Annotated in this window: 11 protein-coding genes; 5 read left to right on the top strand and 6 right to left on the bottom strand. The window is 34.5% G+C overall.

Annotated elements, in window-relative coordinates; genetic code table 11:
* Positions 1-195 precede the first annotated feature (195 nt).
* Positions 196-363 (top strand): amidohydrolase family protein, encoded by a 168-nt coding sequence (locus ACZIYX_RS17495; RefSeq protein ID WP_462683561.1) that lies wholly within the window; start codon positions 196-198, stop codon positions 361-363.
* A gap of 185 nt (positions 364-548) precedes the next feature.
* Positions 549-1625 carry a peptide chain release factor 1 gene (gene prfA / locus ACZIYX_RS17490; RefSeq protein ID WP_462683544.1) on the top strand — a complete coding sequence of 359 codons (1077 nt, stop codon included), beginning with the start codon at positions 549-551 and terminating at the stop codon, positions 1623-1625.
* A 92-nt stretch (positions 1626-1717) separates the two neighbouring features.
* Here the strand turns inward: prfA and lgt are convergent, their stop codons facing one another.
* The 4 genes from lgt to folE all read right to left on the bottom strand — a co-directional run bounded on the left by lgt (position 1718) and on the right by folE (position 5255).
* Complete coding sequence (gene lgt, locus ACZIYX_RS17485) at positions 1718-2647, bottom strand: prolipoprotein diacylglyceryl transferase (protein ID WP_462683543.1); 930 nt, start codon at positions 2645-2647, stop codon at positions 1718-1720.
* A 114-nt stretch (positions 2648-2761) separates the two neighbouring features.
* Positions 2762-3022 (bottom strand): membrane protein insertion efficiency factor YidD, encoded by a 261-nt coding sequence (gene yidD / locus ACZIYX_RS17480; RefSeq protein ID WP_462683560.1) that lies wholly within the window; start codon positions 3020-3022, stop codon positions 2762-2764.
* A 21-nt stretch (positions 3023-3043) separates the two neighbouring features.
* Entirely contained in the window at positions 3044-4540 is a 1497-nt protein-coding gene (cysS, locus tag ACZIYX_RS17475) for a cysteine--tRNA ligase (protein ID WP_462683542.1), read from the bottom strand.
* Between the two features lie 37 nt (positions 4541-4577).
* Complete coding sequence (gene folE, locus ACZIYX_RS17470) at positions 4578-5255, bottom strand: GTP cyclohydrolase I FolE (RefSeq protein ID WP_462683541.1); 678 nt, start codon at positions 5253-5255, stop codon at positions 4578-4580.
* Positions 5256-5537: 282 nt separating this feature from the next.
* On the opposite strand from folE, the gene ACZIYX_RS17465 reads away from it, so the two are divergent.
* On the top strand, positions 5538-7046 hold the full coding sequence (locus ACZIYX_RS17465; protein ID WP_462683540.1) for a T9SS type B sorting domain-containing protein: 1509 nt from the start codon (positions 5538-5540) through the stop codon (positions 7044-7046).
* Positions 7047-7096: 50 nt separating this feature from the next.
* Positions 7097-7750 carry a DUF1287 domain-containing protein gene (locus tag ACZIYX_RS17460; protein WP_462683539.1) on the top strand — a complete coding sequence of 218 codons (654 nt, stop codon included), beginning with the start codon at positions 7097-7099 and terminating at the stop codon, positions 7748-7750.
* Between the two features lie 363 nt (positions 7751-8113).
* On the opposite strand, the gene ACZIYX_RS17455 is transcribed toward ACZIYX_RS17460, so the two are convergent.
* Together ACZIYX_RS17455 and ACZIYX_RS17450 are read right to left on the bottom strand one after the other, a co-directional pair.
* Positions 8114-9628 (bottom strand): OmpP1/FadL family transporter, encoded by a 1515-nt coding sequence (locus ACZIYX_RS17455; protein WP_462683538.1) that lies wholly within the window; start codon positions 9626-9628, stop codon positions 8114-8116.
* Positions 9629-9711: 83 nt separating this feature from the next.
* Positions 9712-10785, bottom strand: a complete 1074-nt coding sequence (locus tag ACZIYX_RS17450) for a hypothetical protein (protein ID WP_462683537.1) — start codon at positions 10783-10785, stop codon at positions 9712-9714.
* A gap of 99 nt (positions 10786-10884) precedes the next feature.
* Here ACZIYX_RS17450 and proS point away from each other — a divergent pair, with 99 nt between their 5' ends.
* Positions 10885-12363, top strand: a complete 1479-nt coding sequence (gene proS / locus ACZIYX_RS17445; protein ID WP_462683536.1) for a proline--tRNA ligase — start codon at positions 10885-10887, stop codon at positions 12361-12363.
* Positions 12364-12495: the final 132 nt, after the last annotated feature.

Genomic DNA, 12495 nt, shown 5'->3' with positions numbered 1-12495 from the left:
TAGCAGGAGATTTTTCACAACCAGATAATTGGCACGAAAATATAGAGCTCATAGGCGAAACAAATTTATAAAATCTGGTCCCCGTTAAGAATATCAAAAATGCAGGAGGAAGAATAATATTAAGCAGTGACTGGGATGTAAGTAGTATAAACCCTTTTATAGGAATGCAAAATGCAGTGACCAGATTTCTACAAAATATATCTATTAAAAGAAGCAGGAAAAGCATATACCATTAATGATGCTTATGTTATGAGACAAGAAAACGAAGTTGGGTCTATTGAAGTCGGTAAAAAAGCAGATTTTATAATATTAGATCAAAATATTTTTTTAGTGACTCCGGCTCAAATTCATAAACAAAAGTAGATATGACCGTTTTTGATAGACAAGTTATTTATGACAGAAAATAAAGAAGGGTATCTTTCTGTTTTTTAGGAAAATAAAAAAAAGGAGATTGTAAAAAAAATGATTCCTAATCTTATACAGGAAGTATGTGTTTTTGGTAAAAAACCTTACTTTTGTAGATTCTATAAGATTAGGAAGAATACATTATGATTGATAAATTAAATATTGTAAAGCAGAGGTTTGATGAAGTGAGTGATCTGATCATTCAACCAGATATTATCGCAGATCAAAAAAGATACATACAGCTTAATAAAGAATACAAAGATCTTAAAGCGCTAATGGATGAAAGGGAGCGTTATATAGAACTTACAAGTAACTTAAAAGAAGCTGAAGAGATTATAGCAGATGGTAGTGATGCAGAAATGGTAGAAATGGCCAAAATGCAAATGGAAGAAGCAAAAGAAGAACTTCCTGATCTGGAAGAGAAAATACGTTTCATGCTGGTTCCTAAAGACCCTGAAGATGCCAAAAACTGTGTAGTAGAGATACGTGCAGGTACAGGTGGGGATGAAGCAAGTATTTTTGCAGGAGATTTATATAGAATGTACACTAAGTATTGCGAAGGAAGAGGCTGGAGTACAAGTGTTGTAGATCTTAACGAAGGCACAAGTGGCGGTTACAAAGAAATTATTTTTGAAGTAAATGGAGAAGATGTTTACGGAACATTAAAATTTGAAGCAGGTGTACACCGGGTACAACGCGTACCACAAACTGAAACACAAGGGCGGGTACATACCAGTGCCGCAACAGTTATGGTGTTGCCAGAAGCAGAAGAATTTGATGTAGAACTGGATATGGCCGAAGTTAGAATTGAAAGAACAACCTCTACAGGGCCGGGAGGACAATCTGTAAACACCACATACTCTGCCATTAAATTACATCATGAACCAACAGGGATGATAGTAAGCTGTCAGGATCAAAAATCATCTCATAAAAACTTAGAAAAAGCACTTAAAGTACTGCGATCAAGGTTATATGAAATAGAGTTAGCAAAAAAACAAGCAGCAGATTCCGAAAAACGTAAAAGTATGGTGTCCTCTGGAGACCGTTCTGCAAAGATCAGGACATACAACTATCCGCAGGGTCGTGTAACAGATCACCGTATTGGTCTTACCCTTTATGATTTAGGCAATATTATAGATGGAGATATACAAAAAATTGTAGATGAACTACAATTAGTATCCAATACAGAAAAATTAAAAGAATCTAACGAAGTTTTTTAGCTTTTAAAGATCTACAAAAAAAATCCGGTTTCTGCACCAGAAACCGGATTTTTTGGTATATACTATTTATAAAAAAGGATTCTTTTATTCTGTTAAGTAGTTGTTTTCTTTTGAGATCGTATTACAAAATAGATGCCGGCAATAATAAAAGGGATACTTAGCCATTGACCGGTAGAAAGGGATTTGCCCAAAGCATCTTCAAACCCACCTTGACTTTTCTTAACAAACTCAACCATAAACCGAACAGTCCATAGCAGAATAAGAAAAACCCCAAAAAGAAACCCTTTATTGTTTCGTTTGTCTGTTTTCCAATAGATCAACCACAAAATAATAGCAACAAAAATATATCCAAAAGCTTCATATAACTGTGCAGGATGGCGATATGGTATAGCATCTAATATACCAGAAAACTTCGGGTTTTCTGCAATAGCACTATAAGCTTCATTTACATTTTTAATACCAGTTTCCTTTATAGCTTGTGATTTACTAATGCCTTCTCTAAGAAACTTTACCCCAAAAGGAGAATCCCCCGATTCATTACCTATAATTTCAGAATTAAAAAAATTACCCAAACGTACAAATATACCCCCAAAAGCTACAGGAATAACTACTCTGTCCAATACCCATAAAATATGTTTCTGGATTACATTTTTAGAATAATAATACATGGCAATAATAATACCAATAGCAGCTCCGTGACTTGCTAATCCTTGAAATCCTATAAATTCAAACTCTGGTTTAAATCTAAACGGTAAAAGTATTTCTAACAAGTTGTTTTTGTAATAATCCCAGTCATAAAAAAAAACATGTCCTAAACGAGCACCTAATAAAGTTGCTATCACAGCATAAATAAATATAGAATCTAATTTCTCCATAGAGACATTTTCTCTGATGTAGATTTTTTTCATTAAAAACCAGCCTAAAGAAAATGCTATAACAAACATTAAGCTATAAAAACGAATAACAAAAAAGCCAAGATCTATTCCCTCAACAGGGTTCCATATAATTTTTGATAATATCATGCGTAAATTTTATTTTTCGAAAGTAAATATAGGTATTTATATAACAAAATCAGGAGGTATTATTGTTATGAAAGAATGAATATAAAATTCAAAATACAACTCATAAAAATCATTTTAGCCACCTGCATTTGTGTTTTTATGATTGTTGTCAACATCGGGTACAGGATCATAACCATTTCCTCCCCATGGATGGCAACTAAAAATGCGTTTTAAAGAAAGCCCCCCTCCTTTAAATAATCCGTGTTTTTGCAACGCTTCGATAGTATAATGAGAACAAGTTGGTTGATAACGACAAGTAGCAGGGGTTAAAGGTGAAATAAAATTCTGATACATCCGTACCAAAACGATAAAAGGAAGTATCAGAATTTTTTTTATGGTTGTTTTAGTCAAAATATATTAATTTAAAGAAAAACTGGTTCCCTCACGACCATCTTTAAGTTGAATGCCAATTTCAAGAAGTTCGTCCCTGATTTTATCACTTGTAGCAAAATCTTTATTTGCTCTTGCCTCGGCTCTAAGGTTAATTAATAACTCTACAGTACCCGATAGTTTTTCGCTTATATCAGACGAAGTCTCATTTATATTAACAAGCCCTAATACATCAAATACAAAACTATGCATCGTTTGACGCAGTAAATCAAGATCTGTTTTGGATATAGTAGCTTTTTTCTCCTTAAGAGTATTGATAAACTTAACAGCCTCAAATAATTTTGCAATTAAGATTGGACTGTTAAAGTCATCATTCATAGCATCATAACATTCCTGTCTCCACTTTTGTACATCAAAACCATCTGTGCCAGAATTAGCAAGTAATGTGTTTGTTGTTTGTATAGCATCTATTAATCGGTAAAATCCTTTTTCTGAAGCTTCCAAAGCATCATTAGAAAAATCTAAAATACTTCTGTAATGTGCCTGAAGCATAAAAAACCGCACAATAGCAGGATCAAAAGGCTTGCTTAAAAAGTCGTTGTCTCCAGAAAATAATTCTCCGGGAGATATAGTATTTCCTGTTGATTTAGACATCTTCTTGCCATTAAGGGTAAGCATATTGGCGTGCATCCAGTAATTTACAGGAGTTTGACCACAAGCAGCTTCTCCCTGTGCAATTTCACATTCGTGATGAGGGAATTTTAAATCCATTCCACCGCCATGAATATCAAATCGCTCCCCAAGGTATTTGGTGCTCATTACAGTACATTCTAAGTGCCAACCAGGAAAACCATCGCTCCAAGGGGATGGCCACCTCATAATATGCTGTGATTCTGCTTTTTTCCATAGCGCAAAATCCTGAGGGTTTTTTTTGTCACTTTGGGCAGACAGCTCTCTGGTATTAGCAATCATATCCTCCAGATTACGCCCGCTTAATTTACCATAATGGTTGGTTTTATTAAATTTTTGAACATCAAAATAAACAGAACCATTAGATTCATAAGCAAAACCATTACCTATTATAGTTTTGATAATCTCAATTTGCTCTACAATATGACCTGTTGCAGTAGGTTCGATACTTGGTGAAATAGCATTAAACCTAGACATAACATGATGAAAATCCAAGGTATATCTTTGTACGATTTCCATAGGTTCTAACTGTTCTATCCTGGCTTTTTTTGCTACTTTATCTTCTCCTTCATCTGCATCGTTTTCAAGATGCCCGGCATCTGTGATATTTCTAACATAGCGAACCTTATATTCTAAGTGTTTTAAATATCTAAAAATTAAATCAAAAGAAATAAAGGTACGGCAGTTTCCTAAATGTACATTGCTATAAACCGTAGGACCACAAACGTACATGCCAATATTTCCTTCTATGATAGATTTGAATATTTCTTTTTGTCCAGAGATGGAATTGTAAATCTGTAATTCCTGAGTTTTGTACAACGGAGTTGCTGCCATAATGATAGAATAATACGTGTAAATTTATATTAAAAAATTAAAAGGTCGTGTCTAGTTTGATATAATCTAAAAACTCTCTTTTTACAGAGTCTTCTTTAAATTTACCTCCAAATTCACTAGTAACTGTGCTGCTTTCGATATCTCTGATACCTCTTGAGTTTACACATAAATGCTTAGCATCTATTATACATGCCACATCTTTTGTTCCTAAAACTACTTGAAGGTCTTGTACAATTTGCATAGTTAATCGTTCCTGTACCTGTGGGCGTTTGGCATAATAATCTACTATACGATTCATTTTGGATAGTCCAACTACAGTACCGTTAGAAATGTAAGCAACATGAGCTCTGCCAACAATAGGTAATAAGTGATGTTCACAAGTAGAATAAACAGTTATGTTTTTTTCTACCAACATTTCACCATACTTGTAATTGTTTTTAAATGTAGAAGCATCTGGTTTACGTTGAGGATGAAGTCCCGAAAAAATTTCATTTACAAACATTTTTGCTACACGTTGTGGAGTTCCTTTAAGGCTGTCATCTGTTAAATCTAATCCCAGTGTTTCCATAATGTGCTTTACATCTTCTCTAATCAAAGTAATTTTTTCGTTATCACTAAGTTTAAAGGCATCTTCTCTAAGAGGAGTGGTTGCGCTAGTAGCTACATGATTATCACCTAGCGCTTCAATAGCTTCAAGGGCCTTGTCAATTTTCACACTTCAAAATTTATAATTCATTAAAACTTCATTAAAAAATAATAAAGTAAAGTGATTTTATAAAAACCATTCTTTACTTTACTACCTTTTTAAGTATATAAGGAAAGATTATTAAATAATACTTTCATTATATGGGTTGCAAAGATACGATTTTGTTGTTTTACTTAGTAAAAGCTATGTTAAACAATTAGCAGGTTTAGATTTCTTGCAGAAGTTACGTATATTTAAATCCCGAATAGAACTAAAATACACAAAGAACACAGTTTTTAACGTTATATAAAAATGGCAAAAATAGTACCTCAGATTTTATTGCTTTTTAGCATTTTTCTTTTTAAAAGCACTTTTTTTTATGCACAGGATTTTGATGTTGCATGCAGAACAGCACAGCCCTTTTGCTCAGACGCTTCTCGCGAGCTAACATTTCCTAACACCATTGGCGATATTGATGGTCTGGGAGAAATAGGTTGTTTAAACACAACACCCAATCCATCCTGGTATTTTATTCGTATAGACCAATCAGGAAAATTGGTATTTAATATTCAGCAATGGGTAGATACAGACGGAGATAATATTTTGGATAGAGGAGAACGGCAATTAGATGTTGATTTTATAGCATGGGGACCATTTAATACTTCTTTTATTGTATGCGATATTCTTTCCAGAGGATGTGACAATAATGGAGACGGAGATAATATTAGACCCGCAGAGTGTGTAAATAACGTAGATGATTTATTGTATTATACAGAAAATCAAGACAATACAAATATTGTAGATTGTAGCTATGCAAGAACACCAGATGATGATATTTTTACAGAAACATTTACAATACCAAATGCACAATCTGACGAGTATTACGTTATTTTGATTACAAATTTTGCAAATGAGCAAGGTGTAATACAGTTACAACAAACCAATTTGAATGAACAGGGAGCAGGGACAACAGATTGCAGTATTTTAGAACCAGGAGTTGGCCCGGATATAGCCACTTGTGGAGAATTTCCGGTTACTATAGAAGGAAGATTTCCGGGGAATCCCCCTGATGTACCCGGAGCAGTATCTTTTAGATGGGCAAGAGCCGATGTTGGGACTACAAACTTTGTAGATATTCCGGATCCGGAAGGTATGGTTCCCTTTTTAGAAGTCAATACAGAAGGAGTATATAGATTAAGTGGCTATAACGCGTTGGGAGCTCAGGTTCCTGATTCGCCGGATGAGTTGGTAGTATTAGATGTTTCTGCAGCAGTTGTTTCTGTAGGATATACTATTGCAGAAGAATCTTTTGCAGGAAGCTATACAATTACAGCACAGGTAGTTGCAGCTCCCCAAATCGAAGCAGCTGGTTTTGATAATTTTGAGTACAGTCTGTATAGAAATTTAGGAAATGGATTTATAGAGTACAGATCGTATCAATCCTCAGCAGTTTTTTCAAATGTCCCTCCCGGGGATTATTTTGTGAGAGCAAGATATGCTAATTGCCCGGATAGTGAAGAACGATCAGAAATAATTATGATATTGGGATATCCTAAATATTTTACCCCAAATGGAGATGGCTTTCACGATACCTGGAGTCTTATCAATATTGAAAACCAACCCACAGCTCAAATTTATATATTTGACAGATATGGTAAGCTTTTGAAACAGCTAAGAGCAGGAGGCCCGGGTTGGGATGGGACATATAATGGAAAAAATATGCCCTCAGCAGATTATTGGTTCAGGGTAGAATTTAACGAGCCAAGAGACCCAAATATGCGCAGAAGGGTTTTTGCAGGTAATTTTTCGCTAATTAGATAGTACAATACTGCCACCACTGCTTGAAAAAAGTATGGAAAAAATTAAAGCTTATGCTATTTCTGAAAAAAAAATGGAAAGGAGTTCCTTATAAACTTAAAAGAAAAAATAATTCAATGAAAATTATTGGATTACATATTTCCAAAATAGCTATATTCTTTTGGATATCTGTACAAACGTCTTACGCACAAGACAACTTCTTTGAAGAATTATCGTGTGCGGCTTTGGAATTAACCAATCAAAAAGTAGTTTATGACCCTAATTATTTTGTGATAAAATATCCAAATGGTGATATCCCTTCTGATTTAGGTGTTTGTACAGATGTAGTAATTCGTGCCTACAGAAAATTGGGCGTAGACTTACAAAAAGAAGTTCATGAAGATATGAAGGCTAATTTTGATATATACCCTAAAAATTGGGGGTTGTATAGAACAGATACTAATATTGATCACAGACGGGTCCCTAACTTAATGAAATACTTTTCCCGATTTGGAAAAATAAAAGCAATAACAAATAATAAAGAAGACTATTTACCAGGAGATATTGTGTGTTGGGACTTAGGAGGAACAACACATATTGGTTTGGTTGTTAATAAAAAATCCGATAGCAACCGGTATCTAATAGTCCACAATATTGGAAAGGGTCAAGTATTAGCAGATTGTTTATTTGATTTTAAAATTATAGGGCATTATAGATACAAAATCTAAACTTTATTATCGTTTGGTATCAAAAAAAAGAAATTCAAAAAGATGTAAACAAAAAAGCATTTTCGTTTTTTATATGATGTTTCATAATTAATTTGATGTTGTAATAGTATTGATAGTGGTAAACTCATATAAAATGAATGGTTTTATAACGACCCGGTATACCAGAAAAATATGAAGAGTGTTTATGTATAAGGGGATAAATATTTTTATGTCCCTTTGATTATTTTTAGTGCAATAAGTTATTTAACATATCCAAAGAAAAAACTAAAGACTAAATAACCGATGATTTTTTCAGTCTCTAATTATAATATTAAAAAGTTTGATTTTCTATAGCATAGTTGCTTATAAATCTAAAGCATTTTTCTAGAAATTCATTCCAACCGAAACAGTAATGTTTTGGGTGTAATTATCTATAATTGCAAAATTGGTGAAATTAGGGTTTGAGTAAAATTGCTCTGTGTATTCTTGTTTTGTATAATCATAAGAAGCATCAATTTTAAATTTCCCAAAAGAATATCCTAATCCAATAGAGTATCCGGTTTTATCCCCTAAGATAAAGTCTTTTTTATAGGGGCTTTCTTCAAAACTATATCCACTTCTAAAACTCCAGTTATCCAACCTCCATTCTGTTCCAATTTTTATTGTAGAAGTTCCTTGTAGGTTAGAACGTATATCGTTATTAAGGTTCGCAAAATTACCACCCTCGTCAGAACTTATTTTTATAGTAGAATAATCTTTGTAAGAATAATCCAGGCTTATTAGTCCTTGTTGACTAAATATCAAGGCAATGCTTCCGGTTGCTTTTGCCGGAGTTCGTAATTTGTATTCAGGAAAAACATTAATTATTCGGGGGTCTACTACAGATCTGCCATCAGTATCACTTATTGTTTCCAGCTTTTGTGTAGTTTCTTCTTCAATTAAATACCATGTAGGGGACTCATAAGAAACTCCCAGACGAATCATTTCGTTTACTTTAGCAATCCCCCCAATTTGAGCAGAGAATCCTGCACCTGTAGTAGACAGCTTATTGATAAAGGTTATTTCATTTGTAGTACTTCCGGTATTATTATTTCCTTCAATAAACTTAGTAACTTTGTCGTAGTTAATAAAATGAGAATTTAGGTTAATACCTAAATAAAAGTTATTATTAACCTGTACACCCCCATTTATAGTAAACTTACCATTTAGGCCAGTGCTTTCAAGATAATATTCCTGATCAAAAAATCCAGGGGCAATATTTGAAAAATAAGAAGTGCTATCCAGATTGTCAGGGTCATTTGGCTCAATAATAAAAGCTTCATACCCTAAAAATGCTTGTTGTGCTCTATATCCTTCATTTTCTCCCAAAAAACTGTATAAATCCTCAATACTTTCTCCTGTTCTTCTCGAAATTAATTTTAAAGGAAGCCCTTGCGCTTCATTTAGGAAAAGACCACTTACAGAATTTGAACTTCTTCCGGAAGCAAATAATTTATTGGCATTATCTGTGGTTTGGTCATACGCTAGCCCTAAAGAAATTTTATTGACACCCGAAGATTCATTATTTTGATTTCGATAAATAAATACAGAGCCTATTTGATTTAAGTTTACATTTTTGGAGTTACGATTACTAAGCCTATTAAAGTAAGCAGCATCATTATCTATATGTTTTGTTGAAAGGGTTAGGGAGCCATACGAATTTAAAAAAACAGCAGATCCTGCCGGGTTTATTTGTAGTGCAGATAAATCACCTCCCAGTGCTCCAAAAGCCCCGCTCATAGCTCGAAAACGAGCAGTTCCCAACACATCTTGCTGTGAATACCTTAAAGCATCGGTAATATCTTGAGCATTTAAAAAAGACATAGATAATATACCTATGAATAAAAATATTTTTTTCATTAGTAGTTTAATTTTAGATTCATAGAACTTCAGGAAAATATAAAAAGAAATCCCATATAATATTGGATCTTAAATTAGGTTAATTAATTTCTTCCGCCGCTTCTGCTGCCGCTACTTCTTGATCTGCTGCTTCCACTGGATCCGGAAGAATACCCGCTACTGCGTGATGAGGAGCCGCTTCTTGAATAACCAGAGGTGTTGCCAGACCTTGATCTGGTACTGCCAGAAGGAGAGTATCCTTGGCTTCTGCCAGAGGAAGAATTACTTCTGGAACGAGCAGTACTTGGATAACTCGAACGAGAGTTTGTGTTGTTTATAGAAGATCGGGAACGAGAATTTGTACTGTTTGAGGATCTGTTATAATAATTGCTTGAAGATCTTGATCTTCCTGTTGCATTAACTCTTTCTCTGGAATATCCTTGTCTGCTTCTACTATAGTCTGAAGCATTTCTGGATCTTGAATTGTAATATGAATTGTAGGATCTGCGACTTCTGCTAGAATAAGCATACTCATTTCTGGATCCTCTGTTGTATGCATAATAGCGACTTCTTCCATAATAAGGATATCTGCTGTAATAACCTCTGTAGTAACTGGTATAACCGTTATAGTAAGGAGGGCAATAAAAACCACCATACCAGTACGGAGTATTCCATCCTATACCCCAGTAATTCCATCCGCCATTCCAAAAAGGATCATAAAAACCTCCCCAACCAGTATTCCATACACCATATCCTATTCCCCAATATGGGCGGCCAGCCCATCCTGTGTTAACGACATTGATGTTGATCTCAGAAGGATTGCTGCCCCAAGAGGGTTGTCCAATTTCATAACTTAAAGCTGTGGCAGTAGTATCTGCAGGATTATAATCTTTGCTCGAATATGACTCTATATCGGTAAAAACCGGATCATCTTGTATTGCATTGTCGATTTGGGCAGATTTCTCTGAAAAATAATCAGCATAATAATTAGATTTCTCGTTTGTATTAGGAGCACTGTTTTCTGTGCTTGTTCCTGTATCATTATGACCTGTTTCGCCATAAATGCCATCTCTATAAGGAACATACTCATACGAACCGCAGGATGTCAACATTAGTATGGTGCCTAGAAATAAAAATCTTTTAGCTCCATTCTTCTGAAAATAATTTTTAAGTCGCATATCTTCTTATTTTATTGTTGAACATTACAAATTTAGTTAGTTTTGCGCTAATTAAATTATATTTAACAAAGCCACAACATTTGTGCCAAATAGAAGTATATGAGCAAGAATTTAACAAAACGTAGTGAAGACTATTCAAAATGGTATAATGAATTAGTCGTTAAGGCAGATCTGGCCGAGAATTCGGCAGTTAGAGGCTGTATGGTTATTAAACCTTACGGGTATGCTATTTGGGAAAAAATGCAGGCAGAATTAGATAAAAAATTTAAGGAAACAGGACATCAAAATGCTTATTTTCCACTATTTGTGCCTAAAAGTTTGTTTGAAGCAGAAGAAAAAAACGCAGAAGGCTTTGCAAAAGAGTGTGCAGTAGTTACTCATTACAGATTAAAAACAGATCCCGAAGATGCATCTAAGCTTATTGTAGATCCAAATGCTAAGTTAGAAGAAGAGTTAATAGTAAGGCCAACTTCAGAAGCTATTATTTGGAGTACATATAAAGGATGGATTCAGTCGTATAGGGATTTACCTTTGTTGATTAATCAATGGGCAAATGTCGTTCGATGGGAGATGCGTACCCGATTGTTTTTACGTACAGCAGAGTTTTTATGGCAAGAAGGGCATACAGCACATGCTACAAAACAAGAAGCAATTGCAGAAACAGAACAAATGAATAATATATACGCTGATTTTGCTGAGAATTTTATGGCGATACCTGTAATTAAAGGAAGAAAAACAGAAAGTGAACGTTTTGCAGGTGCAGAAGATACCTATTGTATAGAGGCTTTAATGCAAGATGGTAAGGCTTTACAGGCGGGGACTTCACATTTTTTAGGGCAAAATTTCGCAAAAGCATTTGATGTTAAATTTACTTCTAAAGAAGGTAAGTTAGATTATGTATGGGCAACTTCCTGGGGTGTTTCTACCCGTTTGATGGGAGCGTTAATTATGACACATAGTGATGATAATGGGTTGGTATTACCACCAAACTTGGCTCCTGTTCAAGTTGTAATAGTTCCTATATACAAAGGAGAGGATCAATTAGAAGAGATCTCGGTAGTAGCTAATGAACTAGTAGCTGATTTAATATCAAGAGGGGTGTCTGTTAAGTTTGATAACAGAGATACACATCGTCCAGGAGCAAAATTTGCTCAATATGAATTACAGGGAGTTCCTCTTAGGATTGCAATAGGACCTAAAGATTTGGAAAAAGGTACAGTAGAGCTTGCTCGACGAGATACATTAACAAAACAATTTGTAGAGAAAGAACAGGTGGTAGATACTGTATCTTCTTTGCTTCGTGAAATTCAGGAAAACTTACATCAAAAAGCTACTGATTACAGAGATGAGCACATTACGCAAGTGACCACTTTTGATGAATTTAAGGAAGTTTTAGAGGTTAAAGGAGGTTTTATATCGGCACATTGGGATGGTTCTGCAGAAACAGAACAGAAGATTAAAGAAATCACAAAAGCAACTATACGATGTATTCCTTTTGATGCAAAAGAAGAAAATGGTGTTTGTGTGTATAGCGGTAAACCATCCAAAATCAGGGTGTTATTTGCAAAGGCGTATTAAGGTTTAAAAAAAAACAAAATAACACTTGCGCGATTCAAAAATAGTTGTATTTTTGCATCCGCAATTAGACAAACAACGGCCCGTTCGTCTATCGGTTAGGACGCCAGGTTTTCATCCTGGTAAGAGGGGTTC

The sequence above is a fragment of the Aquimarina sp. genome, assembly GCF_977115655.1.
The sequence above is the reverse complement of the archived record's forward strand: the minus strand, read 5'-3'. Positions and strand labels throughout refer to the sequence as shown.